The organism is Wenyingzhuangia aestuarii, from assembly GCF_011927765.1.
Taxonomy (GTDB): Bacteria; Bacteroidota; Bacteroidia; order Flavobacteriales; family Flavobacteriaceae; genus Wenyingzhuangia; species Wenyingzhuangia aestuarii.
The window spans coordinates 127,788-145,619 of record NZ_JAATJG010000011.1 but is presented as its reverse complement, the minus strand read 5'-3'; the positions used below and the strand labels follow the sequence as shown (position 1 = coordinate 145,619).

Sequence of the window (17,832 nt, the reverse complement as noted above, 5' to 3'; positions counted from 1 at the left end):
TAGAGCTCAGTTCAGAGGTGTTAAAAACGTTGAATTCTTCCTCTTTAGATTGACTAATATTTTTGCCTAAAACACAACTTTTAGGTATGATCCTTTAAAGACATAGCATGAAACAACCATACGTTTAACAAAACTTCATTTCTCCATAAGAATAATTATTCTGAATAATAGATACTTTTAGTTAATCATTTAAAAATAATTAACTAAAAGCACCTAGACAAACAATGGACAAAAATACATCAACCCACTAAAAAAGAAGATTTTTTACATTAAACAGTAAAATTGTCTAGACATCCAAAAACAAAAAAGAGAACGTGTAAATTACTAGACAATAAAATTATTACATTAGAGTCCCTTCATTATTAAAAACACTAAAATGCAAAAATTCAATTTCGTTTTTTTTTTAACATTTACCTTAAGCCTACTCTTTAATATACCAACCTATAGTCAAGAGGAAAAAGAGATAGACACACTTTATCAACAAGCAAAAGAAATCAAGTTTATCAATCCCAAAAAATCTGTACAAGTATACACACAGTACTACCAAAGTGCTTTAAAAAACAAAGACACTCTTAGAGCCATAAAAGGACTTATAGAAATTGGTACTATATACAGTCACAATGTAAATTATAGTAAAGCCTATGATCATTTGTGGAAAGCTTTGTTGTTAGCAGATAAGCATCAAAAAAAGATACACAAAGGAAGAGTTTATCAGGAACTTGGCTGGCTTTATGGATTTTTTAACCGTAAAGAAGAAGCTTTAAAACATTTTAATGCTTCTTTAGAGATAAGTAGAGACCTTTACAAAAAGAACTTGGTTCCCTCTATTTACATTTTTAGTGATCATTTTGGATTGGCAAATTTTTATAGAGTAAACAACAACTATGAAATGTATTTAAAACATCTTGATAGTTGTGTAAAAATTAAAAACAACATTCAAGGACTACACAAAAACTATTATTTAGAAGCAGAGCTAGCCTACAAGTTAATGCTTGAAAAAAAATACGACAAAGCTATTGACAAACTACAAACCGCTAAAGATTTTTTTAAGGAAGAAAGCATTACCTATTTAGTAGTTATAGAACACATACTAGGAAAAGTATACAAAGCCAAAGGAGACTACAACAAGAGTATAAAAGCTTACACAAACTCGTTAAAAATATCCAATCAATACCATTGTCATTCAGACTACAAAATTATGAGTTGTGATGATTTGGTTGAAGTCTATAAAATTAAAAACGACTACAAAAAAGCTTTTGTTTACCTAAAAGAATCTAAAGAAATGAATGAAAAAATTTTTGGTAGTAAAACAGAAAGCAACCAAGAATTACTGTTGTTAAAAGACACGTTTAGAACCACTAAAGAAGAACAACAAAAACTAGAAAGCAATAGAAAAATTGAACTGTTAAAACAAGAAAAATACATTTCGTTTTTAAAAGTAGTTACCACAACAACCCTAACAGTATCAGTCCTTATATTTGTCTTCTTCTTTATTTTTTACACAAAAAGAAAACACCAGAACGAAAAGAAAATTATAGAAGAAAAGCAAAAACTTGAACTTGAAAAAAAGAATGAAATTTTAGAAATAAAAAATAAAGAACTAACCACCTCTGCGCTTCAACTAATAGAAAAAGAAGAGTTCTTAAAAAATCTTCAACAAAAATTAAACAAACAAGACGAGAGCATCAACACCAAAACGGTTAGTAAAATGATAAACACCATACAAGGGAACCCAAACAGTAACTGGAAAGAGTTTGAAACCCGTTTCACATTGATTAATCAGAACTTTTACCAAAAACTTAGAGAACAATTCCCAAACCTTAGCCAGACCGATTTAAAAATTTGTGCACTAATTAAACTAAACTTTACCAGTAAAGAGATGGCTTCTTTGTTAGGAATATCTGTAGAAAGTGTCCATACCTCTAGATATAGGCTTAGGAAAAAACTAAATCTAGAAAAAGAGCAAAGCTTGTCAGATTTTATCAATTCCATATAAAAAACACCCTAAATACTATTATTTCACAAATAAAACACAATACCATTAAAAAAACATCACCTAGACAGATATTGAGAGAAATAGCACATTCTCAGTATTAGTCTACCATCAAAAAAACCACTGTACAGGATATGTCTATCCTAACCATAATCTTAAAGCCTTTGTTTTCAATGAAATTTGTAAAACAATTAAAACTTTTAGATTCGTATGAAAACTAACCTATGCTTAGGCAGCAAGAAAAAACATTTACTAGCTTTTATTATTTTGCTTTTAAATGTAATCAATGCAAATGCCCAACAAAAAAACTACCAAGGTCAAATTAAAGACAATGAAGGACCTCTCTTAGGTGCTCAAATTACTATTAAAGGAACCCAACAAACTACACTCTCGGATTTTGATGGAAACTTTGAACTTACAACAACACCTAACAAAACTATTGTTATTACCTATTTAGGTTACTTAACCAAAGAAGTGGTATTATCTAATAACAACTCTAACATAATTAAAATTCAATTAGAAAGAGATGTACAATCCTTAGATGCCGTACAATTAATAGGATACGGTAAACAAAAGAAAAAGGAAATTACTGGAGCAGTAGCTAATGTTACTTCAGAGGAACTTATCCAAACGGCTACTTCAGATTTAGGAACAGCCATTCAAGGAAAAGTAGCTGGGGTAAATATTCAGGCTCAAAATGGTAGCCCAGGTGAACCTGCCAACATTCAAATTAGAGGTGTAGGATCTTTAACTGCAGGTGCTTTAGGACCTTTGTATGTAGTTGATGGAATTCCTTATGAAGACAATCCTAACATCGCTCCCAACCAAATAGAGTCTATAGACATTCTTAAAGATGGAGCATCTGCTGCTATTTACGGAACAAGAGCCTCTAACGGTGTAATTTTAATTACCACAAAAAAAGGAGAAGCAGGAAAAACTAGAGTGAATTTTACTAGCTACGTAGGTATTCAAAATATTACTTCTGGAACACCGTTAATGAATACTGATCAACAAATGTATCAGATTCAACAAAGAAATGCTTTAAACAACACTTCTTTTGATCCTTTTAGCCTAAACCCAGAAGCTTTAGATTTTAATACAAACTATATTGAATCTATTCAAAACAACAACTCAATTATAGAGAACTACTCTCTAAATATATCTGGAGGAACTAAAGCTGTTAAATTAAACTACAACACCACTTATTTTAATCAGGACGGAGTTCTTAAAGGATCTGGATTTAATAGATTAGCCAATAGACTAACAGCACAATACAATAAAGGAAAATTTAAAATGTTTACCTCTTTGGGTTATACTAATGAAAACAGAGATCGTGAACCATTTAATATTTACGAACAATCTATCAAACAAATGCCTTACGGAAGACCTCTTTCTGACCCTAGCGACATAAGTGTTATTGATGGTGATGGTGATGGAATTGTAAGTGTATTTGCTGCTTTGTTTGGAAACACTAACGAAACAGAAACTCACAAAAACAACATCGCCCTAAACTTACAGTACGAAATATTAGAAGGACTAACCTACAAAGTAAACTTAGGTTACAATAATTTTAATTCTTTACAAAAAAGATTTTTCCCTAGATTTTTATCTTTTAACTCACAAGGTGATTTAAATGCTAGTTCTGTTCTAAACGCTAGATTAATTGAAGATCATGTTATTTCTAAAAGACAATCTATAGAAAACATTTTAAACTACAATACTTCTTTTGGTGCTAATAAAAAGCACAAAGTAGGGTTGTTAGCCGTGCTTTCTTATGAAAAATTTAAAAGTAAAACCTCTAGTACAGGTGTTATTTTTGATAAAAATGTTCCCAACAACAATGTGCAAGTCTTAAGTGGTGGTGCAGAAGCTATAAAACCTACAGGAACAGACATTAACAGAACACTTAGCGGAAAATTATTTAGAGGTCAATACAACTATGATGATAAATACTTGTTCTCTGGTAGTATTAGACGTGATGGTTCTTCTAGATTTCAAGGAGATAACAAACACGGTACTTTCTTTGGATTGTCTGCTGGTTGGAACCTACATGAAGAAAACTTTTTAAAGAATATAAGTGAAATTTCTAACCTAAAACTAAGAGCTAGTTATGCAGAAGTTGGAAACCAAAGTACAAGAGATTACGCTACAAGTTCTATTGTAGAATCTGGTATCAATTACCCATTTGCAACCTCAGAAAGTTTAGCAATAGGAAACATTCAAAGAAGAATTACCAACGAAAATTTAAAATGGGAAACCACCATTTCTAAAAACATTGGTATTGACTTAGCCTTATTTAAAAATAAGTTGAGTATGAACTTTGATTATTACGAGAATAACAAAAACGACATGTTATTGTTAAAAGAACTACCTGGTTCTGCAGGAACATCACAAACAGATGCCGTAAATCAATACGGAGTAGTTGCCGTAAATGCAGGAAACATGACCAATAAAGGGATAGAATTTGCTTTAAATTACAGAAATCAAATCAAAGATTTAAAATACACTATTTCTTACACCTTAACTAAAAACGTAAACGAAGTAACCAACTTAGATGGCCTTGAAAGAGGTTATGGTGGTGGAGTTCCTTTTACAGAAGGAAACCAAAATGCTGACAACACCACTTACTATGCTGTTGGTCATGAAGCTGGAGCGTTTTTCTTATTACAAAACCAAGGAGTTATAAAAACTCAAGAACAATTAGATGCTTATCAACAAATTGATAGCGGAGCTCAGTTAGGAGATTTAATGTACAAAGATCAAAATGGAGATTCTAAAATTGACGATAATGATTTAGTGTATAGTGGATCTGGTCAAGCAGATTTTGAATCTGGATTAAACATTGGGTTGAATTACAAAAACTTTGATTTTAATGCTCAAACCTATTTTTCATCAGGAGCAGAAATTTACAATGGAGCAAAGTTATTTGCTTACAGAGTCCGTAGACACCAAGATTTGTACTCTATGTGGACACCTCAAAATCCAAACTCTAATATACCTACAGAAAGAAGTCTTACTAGTGAAAACGTAAGATCTAGATCAGACTATTTCTTAGAGGACGGAACCTATTTACGAATCAGAAACTTAACCCTAGGTTACACCATTCCAAACTTAGAAAAATTAAACATTAAAAAAGCTAGACTCTACATAAGCTCTGTAAACCCATTTACATTTACCAAATACTCTGGGTACGATCCTGAAATTGGTGGAGATGGTTTGTTAACAAGAGGTGTTGACAAAGGAAACTACCCTATTACAAGACAATTCTTATTGGGTATTCAAGCTAATTTTTAAACCTTAAAAAGAAGAAATAATTATGAAGATTTTAAACTATAAAATATACACACTTCTAGCCATTCTTATAGGTTTGGTAGGTTGTGATGAAGATACTTTCCTAGAAGAGTTAACACCCAACGCATATGATGCTGCTCTTTTTTGGCAAACAGAAAACGATTTTAATTCAGGACTAACTACAATCTACGGTGCTTTGCAATTTTCTAGCATTAGTGGTAGACAGATAGTTTCAGAAATGGCTCAGGGAGATTTATCCTTTACAACCACTTTTGCTCCATTTACACCTCAGTTTTTAAACTTGAGTTTTAACGATACCGATTTATCTGTAACCAACAAATGGAATGAATTGTATATTGGAATCAATAGAGCCAATCAAGTTATTCAGAACATTGCAACTGCAGATGAAAATTTATTCAACACCTATAATAAAAGTGAAATAGAAGGACAAGCAAGATTTTTAAGAGCGTTCTTTTACTTTCAATTAGTTAATACTTATGGTCAGGGAATTTTACATACAGAAACCATTACTAGTGATGCAGATGCGTTAAAAGAAATGTCTACGCTAGAAGAAATTACCAATACCGTAATTATTCCAGATTTAAAATATGCACAAGAAAATATTCGTGCTTCTTGGACAGGAACCGATGTTGGTAGAATAACCTCAGGAGCTGCTTCTAGTTTATTAGGTAAAGTATACTTATACAACAAAGAATGGAGTTTGGCAGCTACAGAATTTGCCAAAGTTGTAGACTCTGGAGTATACAGTTTAGTAGCAGACCCTATGGATAACTTTACTCATTTTAATGAATTTAACGAAGAATCTATTTTAGAAACCAACTACTCTTTTGATTTAAGTGCTGGTATTGGTGGAAACAATGTAGATGACAATCAATTTAGTTCTGGAGCAGAAGCTACCGCTTTATCTGGTCCTATTGGAAAACAAGGAAACGGAGGATTCAACCAAATTTTTCCTTCGTATTATTTACACGAATTAATGGTAAATGATGAAAAAGCAGACGGAACTGATGGACATTCTAACAGATTATCTGCAAGTATTGCTCCTAGTAATTATGAAGGAGACTATTACCAAGCTACTTTATTAGACTTGCCTGGACCTAGCTACAACGCATACGGAGCTAGCGCTTATGTAAAAAAACACTCTAACTGGTATCATTTAAATAAAGAACCAGAATTGTCTAGATCAGGAATCAACTTTAGACATATACGTTATGCAGATGTTTTATTAATGTATGCAGAAGCTTTATTAGAAGGAGGAACCAACAATGGAAACGTAGACAGAGCTATTGAATTGATTGACTTGGTAAGAACAAGAGCTGGTGTTAAAACTTTAGCTACCTATAGAACAGAAAACGGAAATCAAATTCCAGAACTACACACTAGTCTAGATGCAAATGATTTGACCGAATTTCCATTAGTAAATGTTGATGCCAAAGCAATTTTAACACATTTACAATATGTAGAAAGACCTTTAGAATTATGTTACGAAGGTCACAGATGGAAAGATTTAGTTCGTTGGGGAATTGTGGCAGATGCTTTGGAAAATGCAAACGATCAAGAAGCAAAACTAGTGACTAAATATCCTTTAGCAAATAACGTTGCTCCATTCTTTTTTAGAACCATGCCACTAAGACATTATCAAGATGCTGTAAACAACTATAACTCTAACAAAGATTATTGGCCAATTCCTAACAAAGAATTACAAAACAACAGTTCTCTATAGTCTAAAATCACCAATTCATAAATCATAACAATCATGAAAATAAAATATATAAAATGGCTTTTATGCAGCCTTACGCTAGTCTTTTTTGCCTGTAAGGAAGATCATATTATTTCTATCCCTAGTCATAAACTAACTCTAAACTCTTCTGAAAACAATGGAAACCGAACAGAGGTTGGAGCTAAAGTTTCTTTAGGAGATATTTCTACTGGAATTGCTTCTAGAAAATGGACTATTGAAGAAGGAGTTGCAGATATTATTGATGCTGAAAACGACACTGAATCTACAGCAAGTGTCTTAAATATTCGTTTTTTAAAAGCTGGAAACCAAGACATTGTTCTAAACCAAATATTTAAAGAAAATGCTTACGTAGGAGTAGAAGACGAAGTTAATTCTGGAAAAAAGGAATTTGAAGAAACTTTTACTTTTGAAGTATTGGAACAAATTCAACTTTCTAATTTAGAAGCCGCTATACTAGACAGTGACGGAAACAAAGAAACACTGCTAACTCTTGAAAATGATGCTTTAAACGAAGTAAGTGCAGGTAAAACGGTACGTTATTCTTTTGATGTAGTTGGGCAACCCGAAACTATAACGGCAGAGTCTGGAGATGCAAATGCAGTTGAAGGAAGTGAAATTATAGACCTAGAAAACAACAAGGCTTCTATTGATGTAAAATACAGCAAGGTAAAAAACTACGGTATCTCTTTAAACGCATCAAGATTAAACCCTGTGGGTAATGGTACTCTATCATTTACCAACTTAATTACTATTGTTGGATCTACAGAACCAGTAACCTTAGAAAGCACTTCTATTGTTAACGGTAAAATTACTTTAGCTTTTAGTAGAGAAATGGAAGCTTCTTCTGTAAACACTAATGATTTTTCTATCACTCTAAAAAACAAAAGCAACGTTACTATTCCTGCAAGTATCCAAAATGTAGAAGTGCAATCTGATGATGCTACTTTAGTAGATCTTACTTTAAACGGAGAAACTGTTTACGATGATGATATTGCTACCATTAGTTATACCAAAGGTTCTTTTGCCACCACAGATGGAGTCTTACTAGAAAGTTTCACCAATCAACAAGCTATTAGTGGAGGAGATAATATTTTAGTGGGTACAAACTACGATTTTGATTTTGAAAAATCGGGTACGGGTATAGAGAACTGGAGATCTAATACAACTTTTTGTGGTCCTTGTATTGCAGAAAACAGTAGTTATGAATATTCTACAGAACAAGCTAAAACAGGAAACACTTCTTTAAAATTAAACGTACTTCAAGGAGGAGTAGCAGCATTATTAAACACAACAACTTCTGGAGTAGATATTGAATATCCTATTGTAAGCGGTCAGACTTACGAAATTGGTTTGTGGGCGTACGTACCAGCATCTCACAATTTTGGTCCTAGTCAAGTAAACATTAGAACATTTACCAATGATGGTACTGGTGCTCTAGACCCTGGTTTCCCTTCATTAATTTTAAACAACAGCACACCTAAAGATACTTGGGTGTACGGAAGTGTTACTGCTAGTTTTAACAGTACTTCTGCTAAATTAATTATGAGAGTTCGTAATAACATCGAAGGTCCTGTTAAACCATTATCAATATACCTAGATAACATTACTATTAAGGCAGTAAATCCTAGACCCTAATCCATCCCTAATCCTCTCATAAGTATTCTTTTGAGAGGATTCTTTTTTTTTAAAATCAGTCATTAACTTTTAAATATTTTAAAAATGAAATTAAAATTACTTATGGCATTGTTATTACCAACATGCCTATTTTCGCAAACAAACATTGCTGTTACCAACAGTTCTTTTGAAACCACTACCAATTGGACAGCCGCTAATGCTAGTACAAATGTAGATGCAAGCGGGCAAACCAATAATGCACTGTCTTTTACGGCTGATGCTGGTTCTAATGCAAGCAATTTATTAACGAGTGATACTTTTACCATAGCTAATAATGTGAACTGTATTGTAAGCTTATGGGTAAAAGCTACTGTTGCCAATCAAAAAGTAAAAATGACAGTGGCAAACAACGGATCCGATGTGTATACAAGTGCACAAATAAACTTAGCAGCTACACAAGGAACATGGCAATTAATATCCTCTAACGTATTTTCTTCTGGAGCACAAGCAGATCCTTCTTTATGGACTATCAATTTTACATTACCAGGTGGTGCCAACAAAACTTTGTCTTTTGATGAACTTACTATTACTGCCAACCCACTAACCGTTAACGGAAATTTTGAAACCAACTTTTTTCATCAAACACAAGCGTTAGGTTTAAACAATCCGTATACAAAAAACCAAATCAACCCTTTTATTTTAAATGGTGATTTTGCCAACAGTGGATCTTATTCCGTACAATTGACCAATGTGTTTTCTTCTGGAGGAAAATCTACTTTTAATGCCAAAGTTGGATATCAACACTTAGCAGAAACAGGCAAAAACTACCAAGGATCCGTATATGTAAGAGCGAGTACAGGAGAAACTGTAAATGTTAAAGCTTCTTTATTTTTAAATGGAATCGAAAATAAAGGAGATGATATTTACACAACTGTAGGAGATACTTGGACAAAAATAACAAGTCCTATTGTAACAGCTACGACCAATGATGCTGCTTATGTAAGATTAACGAGTGAAACAGAAAATGCTGTTTTTTATATTGATGATGTAACTCTTTCTAAAAACATAACATTATCTAACAACAACCTTTTATTAGAGAAAATTTCTATCACAAAAGAAGGTGTACACATACAAAAATCAGATGCTGAGGTATTTATTTTTGATGTTTTGGGAAAAACCATTATTCAACAAAAAGTAAAAACAGGAAACCGTTTAAATTTTAATTTTGAAACCTCTAAAATTTACTTAGTAACTATTTTAAATGCAAACGGAAAAAGATTTACAACTAAGGTTTTGTTTAATAACTAAACTTTAAACTTATTTTAAGTACAAAATAAAGTCCTAAATAACAGTATTGTTATTTAGGACTTTTTAACTTTAAAAAGTTTTCCTATTAATTACAGCTTCTTACATTTACATTCCCAGATGGTGAATATACTCTAATCCAATCTACATACATTTTAGTATTAGAACCAGATTTAATATCAGAACTATTCCAGAAATTAGCTGTACTACCATACCTCCAAGACTGCGCTGCTTGACTAATAATCATATGCATTTCTCTTGTCAATCCATTTCCACAGCTCGTATAATTATCAGGGTCTATACCGTCCTCTACTCTTAAACCACTTACGGTCTTCACTCTTTTTCCATCAATAAAATAATCCAAACGTTGGTTGTTCACCCATTTTACTCCAAAATAATGGTAATCTTCACTCCAAACTACATCATTATCTCTACTACAATCTCCATTTGATTTTTTTCTAGACATCCATGTTTCTACATGTGGTTGGTAATCTAACCTAACTCCATTTTCTGTCTTAAAAGTATGATGACTTAAATGTATACGATCCGCATAATATGGATAGTCACATTGTGTGTTATTAGGTCTTATTCTAGGCCCATAGGTTTCTAAATTGTCTATTTCTTCGGTAGTACCTGCATCTCCACTAAGCATCCAAATAGCATTTGCCAATTGCGAGTTGCTGATTTTAACTCTAGCTTCTTGAAAAATAGGATAACTACTTTTAGCATTAGAGGTAATCATACCACATTTTAATCTTCTGTTAGCCCCAGAACCGGTATCTGCCGCTGTTAAAACTACGGCACGGTTAGAACCACTTATGGTTTCAAACGTAATTTGATCTCCTGTCCACACAGTAGGTAAAGGTCCTGTATAATTGTTTACAAAGCCATATTTCCATTTAGATGAAAATACTGGAGCAGATTTACCACCAGGATAATCAAACTCATCAGATAAATCATCTATCAACTTCCAGTTTCCCATTCCAAAAGCACTACGGTTAACTGCTTGAATTGTATTGTTAACAGGTGCATCAAATAAAATATTATCAACAGGGCTACAGCTAGACAAAGTAGCAACGGGAACTCCCTCTTTAGCAGGTAAGTTTTCAAAACCTTCTAAAGAAACATCCGACACTTCGTTGGAATTAGAAATATTTTCTTGGGCTTCTTCTCCACAACTAAACAATAATAAACAAACTAGCATACAGGTTAATCTCATAAAACTCATAATTTATATTTTTAAAATTAATAAGTAATAAACATAGTCTCTAACCCATAAAAAAAATAAAATACTGTATAGATTACACATAGACATATTAGCCAAATCACAATAAGTCTTTTTTTTAAAAACATAAAATCTACACATATTCAAACAATAGCGTTAAAATGTAATTATATCGCAAAAAAAACTCTTAAAAAAAACAATCATCGTAATTATATAAAACCAAAAAAGTCTTCTTTATGTAAAGAAGACTTTTTTAAACAACCTTAAGCTAGAAGAAAATTAATCACAACTTCTAGAATTTACGTTACCTGTTGGCGAATAGACTCTTATCCAATCTACGTACATTTTGGTGTTAGGCCCTGTTTTAATATCAGAACTATTCCAAAAATTAGTAGCACCTCCATACCTCCAAGCTTGTGCTGCTTGACTTATAATCATATGCATTTCTCTTGTTAAACCATTACAAGCAGTATAAGATTCTGGGTCTATTCCATCCGCTACACGTAATCCTGTAACTACTTTTACTCTTTTACCATCAACAAAATACTCTAACCTTTGCTCATTTACCCATTTTACACCAAAGTAATGATAGTCTTGACTCCAAACCACTTCATTATCTCTACTACAGTCTCCTTCCGTTTTTTTTCTAGACATCCATGTCTGAATTTTTGGCTGATAATCCATTCTTTCTCCTCCTACACTTTTAAAAGTATGGTGACTTAAATGTATACGATCTGCGTAATAAGGATAGTCACACAAAGTATTGTCTGGTCTTAATCTTGGTCCATAAGCCTCTAGATTGTCTATTTCTTCTGTGGTACCAGGTTCTCCACTCAACATCCAAACAGCATTGGCTAATTGTGAATTGCTAATTTTAACTTTAGCTTCTTGAAAAATAGGATAGCTACTCTTTGCTTTAGAACTAATCATTCCACATTTTAAAGTTCTATTAGCTCCTGTTCCTACCTCAGATGGTGTTAATACAATTGCTCTGTTAGCTCCCTCTAAAGTTTCAAAGGTAATTTGATCTCCAGACCACTCCGTTGGAGCTGGTCCTGTATAATTATTAATAAAACCAAACTTCCATTTAGATAAAAATACAGAAGCTGTTTTACCAGCTGCATAATCAAACTCATCAGACAACTCATCTACCAATTGCCAATCTCCCATGTCAAACTCACTTAGGTTTACTTCTTGAACATTATTATTTACTGGAGCATCAAATAAAATATTATTTTCTAGGCTACAACTAGACAAAGCTGCACTAGGTTTTCCTTCTGCAGGTTCATAAAGTTCTTTTTCATCGTCAGGCTCATCATCTTCCTCTTCTTCGGGTTCTTTTGTATCATCTTGTTCGGAGTCTACAGGATTAGGACTTACCACCATTTCTTTTGTATCTGTACTACAACTTAATAGCGTAAAGTATACTGCTAAGGTTAAAACTAATCTAATTAATCTCATATTATTGTTTATAATTAATGTTTACTGTAAACTTAAGTATCTAACACATTTAAAAATAAACTTACTGCTAGACTTACTCTAGACAAGTAGTGTAGAACACAATCTAAACACATAAAACAAGCCATCTACTCCTACACAAATTCACACATAACAAAAAAAACCATGCTTTTGCATCGATTTTTATATTTATTTAATTAAAAATTACAATCGAAATACTTTTTCCTTTTCAATTCATTTTTTGCCCAAGGTAGATCTTATTCATATTTTCAAAAAATAAACTTAGTACAACAAAAAACATCTTAAAACTCAACAAACACGATACTTTACAAATTCTATTTTGATCATGTGGCAGCATCATTTTTATAAATAATTCATGAATCTAAAATTTGTTTGTAATTTGCAAACACTACACACAACAATTAATGAAAAACTATCTTTATTTTATTTTATGTACTTGCTTATTGATAAACTCTGCTCTTTTTTCACAGAATAAAAAAGACAGTTTGTACCTAAAAGCTGATGAACTTAAATTTAAAAACCCAACAATTGCTTTAGACCTTTTTGAACAATCATATAAACTATGTTTAAAAAAAGGAGACACCTTAAAAGCAATTCACTCTTTAATTTCTAAGGCCAAAACACATAGTCACAACATGAACTACAGCAAGTCTTACGATGACTACTGGAAAGCACTTTTACTAGCCGAAAAAAAGAAATCTAAAATACTTATAGGTCGTACCTATCATGGTTTGGGTTGGTTGTATAGTTTTTACAATAGAGACAAAGAATCTCTAAAAAACTTTAACAAATCATTAGCAATTAGTAAAGAGCTAGTTAAAAAAAAACACGTTTCTACTAATTATATATTTTCTGACTATTTTGCAATTGCCAATTTTTATAGAGTTAGAGAACAACACATAATGTTTTCTACTTACTTAGACAGTTGTATGCAAATTGCTAGAAAAGTAGATAAAACCTATTATTTAGAAGCAGAGATTGCCTATAAACATTCGCTTGAAAAAAATTATGAGGAAGCCTTAAAAATATTTAATGAGACTAAACATTATTTTGAAAAAAACGATCCTTCTTATTTAGTTATTATTAACTATTTAATAGGAAACACGTATAAAGAAAAGGGAGATATTCCAAATGCCAAATTATATTACATAAAATCATTACAGCAAGCGAATGAAATTAGCAGTCATGCAAACTATAAAATAATGGCCTATGATGCCTTGGTAGAAATTTATCAAAAAGAAAACAACTATCAAAAAGCCTTTGTTTATTTAAAGCTCTCAAAAGAATTAAACGATAAAATTTTTGGAAGTAAGAGTATTAACAATCAAGAACTTTTTAACCTAAAAGACACACACAGAATTGCCATAGAACAACAAGAAAAGTTAGAAACCATTAGAAAACTTAAACTTTTAGAACAAGAAGATTATATATGGTTTTTAAAATATATTTTATTAATTGTTTGTGTTTCTTTTCTATTCTTATTTATCCTAATTTTTATAAGAAACTTAAGAATTAAACATAAAAACGAGAAAAAAATAATTGAAGAAAAACAACAACTTGAACTAAAAAGAAAGAATGAGATTTTAGAATTAAAAAATAAAGAGCTAACCGCTTCTGCTCTTCAATTAATAGAAAAAGAAGAGTTTCTTAAAAATTTAAAAAACAAGCTATCTAAACAAAAAGACAATGTAGATGTAAAGATTATTAATAGAATGGTAAACACTATTCAAGGAAACCCTGGGAGTAACTGGAAAGAATTTGAAGCTAGGTTTACCAGTATCAATCAAAGTTTTTACATTAATTTAAAAGAGAAATTCCCTAAACTTGGACAAACCGATCAAAAAATATGTGCTCTTATTAAATTAAACTTTTCTAGTAAAGAAATGTCATCACTATTAGGTATTTCTGTAGAAAGTGTACACACTTCTAGATATAGATTAAGAAAAAAGCTAGGACTAGAACGCAATGACAGTTTAAGTGATTTTATAAATAATATCTAATCATACAAGTTACTTTAAAACTAAAAAGTCCAAGAAATAATTTTCTTGGACTTTTTTTATATGGTACTTTAAATTTATTTTCCGTCTTGCAAGGCAAATACTTTTTGAAGCAATCCACTAGAACGTTCCGATAAATCTGTTCTTATTTTTTGTTCTTCTACAGCAATCATAGTATACACACCAGACAAAGCTTGTTCTGTAACATAGTCTGTTAAATCTGGATTTACTTTTGCTATAAAAGGAATTTGATTGTACTTGTTAATTAAATTTGACCAAATTTCTGCAGCTCCTACTTTATCAAAAGAATTTTTAATTACAGGACTAAAAGATGCATACAACTTATCATTTGTAGTGTTTGATAAATAAGTGGTTACAGCAGTATTGTTTCCCATTAAAATATTTTTTGCATCTGTAAAACTCATGTTTTTAATAGCATCTACAAAAATTGGAGTTGCTGTTTTTACAGCATCTTCTGCTGTTGCGTTTAAGGCAATTAAGCCTTTATCCGCTAAATCTCCTAATCCAAACTTTCTTAAAGTTTCATCTACTTTTTGCAACTCAGCAGGCAAAGCAATCTTTACCAATTCATTATTGTAAAAACCTTTATTTTGAGTTAGTTTACTTACCTGATCTGAAACTCCTTTGTTTAAAGCCTCTTTTAAACCATTAGAAATATCTAAACTACTAACAGCAGAACCTCCACCTTGTGTTAAAACATCTAAAGGTAAATTGCTTGCTAAATTTTTTAATTCCGCACAACTTGCAACACATAAGGCAAGGGCAACCATGATTATTTTTTTCATCTTAATTATTTTATGAATGAATCTGTTTTTTTATCGTAACCATAAGGACAATGTTTGCAACCGCTTTTACAACAATACCCTCTTTTTAAATGATATTGTTCTGTAAAAACCCTATATCCTTGTTCATTGGTATAAAAATCACCTTCTTCTGGCGGAATATTTAGCATACATTATTTTTAACGTTAGCAAAAATAGAAAAGTAATAAGTAATCTATCTTTTTATAAGCTAAATAATCACTTAAATATCCATTTTTAATTCATCTTCCTTTTTTAATAAAAAAAGTACCTTTGCTTACTACAAATTACTTTCTATGAATGATGTTTTAGGAACTGCATTAAAAGCATTTTATTTTGATAAAAACACAAAAGATAAACTAGTAACCAATTCTTCTGTTTCTGAAGAAGATGAATTGCCTTTACATTATTTATTAAGGTCTTATAATGATATGCCTGCTTTAGAACAAAAAGCCTTACAACTAGCTAAAGGAGCTACTTTAGATGTAGGTTGCGGTGCAGGAAGTCATGCATTGTATTTACAAAAAAAAGGACTAAAAGTTACCGCTATTGATATTTCTGAAGGAGCCATTGAAGTTGCCAAAGACAGAGGAATAACTTCTGCCAAAGTAGCTAATATTTACAATTTTAAGACTGATGAAAAGTTTGATACCATTCTAGTTTTAATGAATGGAACAGGTATTTGTGGAAAACTGACCAACTTGGCAGAATTTCTAAAGCACTTAACTAGTTTTTTAAGCCCTAAAGGGCAAATTTTAATAGACTCTTCTGACATTGTTTATATGTTTGAAGATGAAAATGGAGATCATTGGATTGATGCTACTCAAGAATACTATGGAGAAGTTCAATTTTGGATGAATTACAAAGATCAACAATCAGAAACTTTTGATTGGTTGTACGTAGACTACAATACTTTACAGCGTTGTGCCGTTTATAATGGTTTAGAATGTGAACTTGTACAAGAAGGTGAACATTACGATTATTTAGCTAAAATTACCAAAGCTTAAAAATTATGAAGAAAGTACTTATTACTATTTTATTGATTTCTCAATTAGCATCGGCTCAAAACAAAGAATACCAGCAGGAAATAAAAGAACATAGAATAGAACTAAACAATTTATTTAAACATAAAAAAAACAGTCCTCTACCTAAAAGTGATCTTAAAAAATTTACAAGTTTGCCTTTTTTTGTTGCCAAAGATAAATACAAAGTAAACGCTAAATTAACCTATACATTTAATAGCCCTATTACTTATATTCAAAACACGGGTGGACAAACAGAAGCTTATCAGCAATATGCTTTAGCTACTTTTACCATTGATGGTAAAGAATTGTCTTTAAGTATTTATCAAAGCATGAGTTTAAAAAATAAAAGAGGTTACGAAAATTATCTTTTTATTCCTTTTACTGATAAAAGTAACGGTAAAACAACCTATACAGGAGGTCGTTACTTAGACACTAGCATTCCTAAAAAATCAACAGGTTATATTACTTTAGACTTTAACAAAGCATACAATCCTTACTGTGCTTATAATAAAAAATACGTGTGCCCTATTCCTCCAAAAAACAATTACTTAGATATAGAAATTTTAGCAGGAGTTAAATACTAAATAAAAAGCTCTAGAATATAGATACTCTAGAGCTTTTAACATTGCACAATTAAATCCTAAGATTAGAATTATTTATCTGTAAAGTTATCTACATCAACCAAAACAATTTTTTCTCGTTCATCAGGCTTTTTTGTGTTTAAAACAACATTTTTAAAAGTAACGTTTTTTGAATGACGAATATAAGCTCCCCAAGAGGGCAAAACTCCAAAAAACAATGCTTCTGGATACCTTGCCTCATGTTCTGGCACCTCACGCTTAGCATATTGCTTCCATATACTTGTTCTGTTGGTTTTTCATAAGTTCTACCTCTATTCCCTAAACGGATAAAAATAGGTCCCTCCACATTATTTGCCACAATATTTGAAATACGAATATTTTCTAAAAGACCCCCATCTACGATCATTAATTTTATAACTCCCATTTTAGTATTGGAAACATCACAATGCTCCATTGTTATATTTCTAAAACCACCTCTAGAAGAGGTTCCGCACTTAAAGGCTGATGTATGACTTTCTAGTCTACAATTCCTAATTGTTATATTTTCTGTTATTCTATCCGTAGTACTTTTAGGACAAATGGCATCATCTCCTGTCTTAATATTACAATCTTCAATTAATACATTTTTACAACCATCAAGATCAAATCCATCATTGTTTTTACCTACTTGGCTATCGATCGTTACATTTTTAAAAATTAAATTATCACTATTAACCATGTGTGTACACCAAGAGGCAGC

At 31.5% G+C, this 17,832-nt stretch carries 13 protein-coding genes; 8 read left to right on the top strand and 5 right to left on the bottom strand.

What is annotated here, in order from left to right:
- Nucleotides 1-376 precede the first annotated feature (376 nt).
- The 5 genes from GGR97_RS11445 (at nucleotide 377) to GGR97_RS11425 (ending at nucleotide 9,968) form a co-directional block, all read left to right on the top strand.
- Complete coding sequence (locus GGR97_RS11445) at nucleotides 377-1,996, top strand: hypothetical protein (RefSeq protein ID WP_167898653.1); 1,620 nt, start codon at nucleotides 377-379, stop codon at nucleotides 1,994-1,996.
- Nucleotides 1,997-2,203: 207 nt separating this feature from the next.
- The gene (locus GGR97_RS11440; protein ID WP_167898652.1) at nucleotides 2,204-5,287 is read left to right on the top strand and encodes a SusC/RagA family TonB-linked outer membrane protein; all 3,084 of its coding nucleotides are present in this window, start codon (nucleotides 2,204-2,206) and stop codon (nucleotides 5,285-5,287) included.
- 22 nt (nucleotides 5,288-5,309) lie between these two features.
- Nucleotides 5,310-7,028 carry a RagB/SusD family nutrient uptake outer membrane protein gene (locus GGR97_RS11435; protein WP_167898651.1) on the top strand — a complete coding sequence of 573 codons (1,719 nt, stop codon included), beginning with the start codon at nucleotides 5,310-5,312 and terminating at the stop codon, nucleotides 7,026-7,028.
- A gap of 33 nt (nucleotides 7,029-7,061) precedes the next feature.
- Nucleotides 7,062-8,681, top strand: a complete 1,620-nt coding sequence (locus GGR97_RS11430; protein ID WP_167898650.1) for a hypothetical protein — start codon at nucleotides 7,062-7,064, stop codon at nucleotides 8,679-8,681.
- Between the two features lie 84 nt (nucleotides 8,682-8,765).
- Nucleotides 8,766-9,968 (top strand): carbohydrate binding domain-containing protein, encoded by a 1,203-nt coding sequence (locus tag GGR97_RS11425; protein WP_167898649.1) that lies wholly within the window; start codon nucleotides 8,766-8,768, stop codon nucleotides 9,966-9,968.
- An 85-nt stretch (nucleotides 9,969-10,053) separates the two neighbouring features.
- On the opposite strand, the gene GGR97_RS11420 is transcribed toward GGR97_RS11425, so the two are convergent.
- Both GGR97_RS11420 and GGR97_RS11415 read right to left on the bottom strand, forming a co-directional pair.
- Entirely contained in the window at nucleotides 10,054-11,193 is a 1,140-nt protein-coding gene (locus tag GGR97_RS11420) for a LamG domain-containing protein (protein ID WP_167898648.1), read from the bottom strand.
- Nucleotides 11,194-11,469: 276 nt separating this feature from the next.
- The gene (locus GGR97_RS11415) at nucleotides 11,470-12,651 is read right to left on the bottom strand and encodes a LamG domain-containing protein (RefSeq protein WP_167898647.1); all 1,182 of its coding nucleotides are present in this window, start codon (nucleotides 12,649-12,651) and stop codon (nucleotides 11,470-11,472) included.
- Between the two features lie 422 nt (nucleotides 12,652-13,073).
- Here GGR97_RS11415 and GGR97_RS11410 point away from each other — a divergent pair, with 422 nt between their 5' ends.
- A complete protein-coding gene (locus GGR97_RS11410; RefSeq protein ID WP_167898646.1) occupies nucleotides 13,074-14,669 on the top strand; it encodes a tetratricopeptide repeat protein in 1,596 nt (531 codons plus the stop codon).
- Between the two features lie 74 nt (nucleotides 14,670-14,743).
- Here GGR97_RS11410 and GGR97_RS11405 read toward each other — a convergent pair whose 3' ends face one another.
- Both GGR97_RS11405 and GGR97_RS11400 read right to left on the bottom strand, forming a co-directional pair.
- Nucleotides 14,744-15,472 (bottom strand): DUF4197 domain-containing protein, encoded by a 729-nt coding sequence (locus tag GGR97_RS11405; protein ID WP_167898645.1) that lies wholly within the window; start codon nucleotides 15,470-15,472, stop codon nucleotides 14,744-14,746.
- A 5-nt stretch (nucleotides 15,473-15,477) separates the two neighbouring features.
- Nucleotides 15,478-15,639 carry a DUF5522 domain-containing protein gene (locus GGR97_RS11400; RefSeq protein WP_167898644.1) on the bottom strand — a complete coding sequence of 54 codons (162 nt, stop codon included), beginning with the start codon at nucleotides 15,637-15,639 and terminating at the stop codon, nucleotides 15,478-15,480.
- Nucleotides 15,640-15,783: 144 nt separating this feature from the next.
- Between GGR97_RS11400 and GGR97_RS11395 the strand changes: the two genes are divergently transcribed.
- A complete protein-coding gene (locus GGR97_RS11395; protein WP_167898643.1) occupies nucleotides 15,784-16,494 on the top strand; it encodes a class I SAM-dependent methyltransferase in 711 nt (236 codons plus the stop codon).
- 5 nt (nucleotides 16,495-16,499) lie between these two features.
- Nucleotides 16,500-17,096 (top strand): DUF1684 domain-containing protein, encoded by a 597-nt coding sequence (locus tag GGR97_RS11390; protein WP_167898642.1) that lies wholly within the window; start codon nucleotides 16,500-16,502, stop codon nucleotides 17,094-17,096.
- 136 nt (nucleotides 17,097-17,232) lie between these two features.
- Here the strand turns inward: GGR97_RS11390 and GGR97_RS11385 are convergent, their stop codons facing one another.
- A complete protein-coding gene (locus tag GGR97_RS11385; protein ID WP_167898641.1) occupies nucleotides 17,233-17,811 on the bottom strand; it encodes a glycosyl hydrolase family 28 protein in 579 nt (192 codons plus the stop codon).
- Nucleotides 17,812-17,832: the final 21 nt, after the last annotated feature.

Excerpts from the sequence above, each read along its gene's own strand:
- GGR97_RS11420 (WP_167898648.1), bottom strand. The coding sequence starts at position 11,193 with ATGAGTTTTATGAGATTAACCTGTATGCTAGTTTGTTTATTATTGTTT.
- GGR97_RS11385 (WP_167898641.1), bottom strand. The coding sequence starts at position 17,811 with ATGGTTAATAGTGATAATTTAATTTTTAAAAATGTAACGATCGATAGC.
- GGR97_RS11435 (WP_167898651.1), top strand. The coding sequence starts at position 5,310 with ATGAAGATTTTAAACTATAAAATATACACACTTCTAGCCATTCTTATA.
- GGR97_RS11410 (WP_167898646.1), top strand. The coding sequence starts at position 13,074 with ATGAAAAACTATCTTTATTTTATTTTATGTACTTGCTTATTGATAAAC.
- GGR97_RS11430 (WP_167898650.1), top strand. The coding sequence starts at position 7,062 with ATGAAAATAAAATATATAAAATGGCTTTTATGCAGCCTTACGCTAGTC.
- GGR97_RS11445 (WP_167898653.1), top strand. The coding sequence starts at position 377 with ATGCAAAAATTCAATTTCGTTTTTTTTTTAACATTTACCTTAAGCCTA.
- GGR97_RS11400 (WP_167898644.1), bottom strand. The coding sequence starts at position 15,639 with ATGCTAAATATTCCGCCAGAAGAAGGTGATTTTTATACCAATGAACAA.
- GGR97_RS11440 (WP_167898652.1), top strand. The coding sequence starts at position 2,204 with ATGAAAACTAACCTATGCTTAGGCAGCAAGAAAAAACATTTACTAGCT.
- GGR97_RS11425 (WP_167898649.1), top strand. The coding sequence starts at position 8,766 with ATGAAATTAAAATTACTTATGGCATTGTTATTACCAACATGCCTATTT.
- GGR97_RS11390 (WP_167898642.1), top strand. The coding sequence starts at position 16,500 with ATGAAGAAAGTACTTATTACTATTTTATTGATTTCTCAATTAGCATCG.
- GGR97_RS11405 (WP_167898645.1), bottom strand. The coding sequence starts at position 15,472 with ATGAAAAAAATAATCATGGTTGCCCTTGCCTTATGTGTTGCAAGTTGT.
- GGR97_RS11395 (WP_167898643.1), top strand. The coding sequence starts at position 15,784 with ATGAATGATGTTTTAGGAACTGCATTAAAAGCATTTTATTTTGATAAA.
- GGR97_RS11415 (WP_167898647.1), bottom strand. The coding sequence starts at position 12,651 with ATGAGATTAATTAGATTAGTTTTAACCTTAGCAGTATACTTTACGCTA.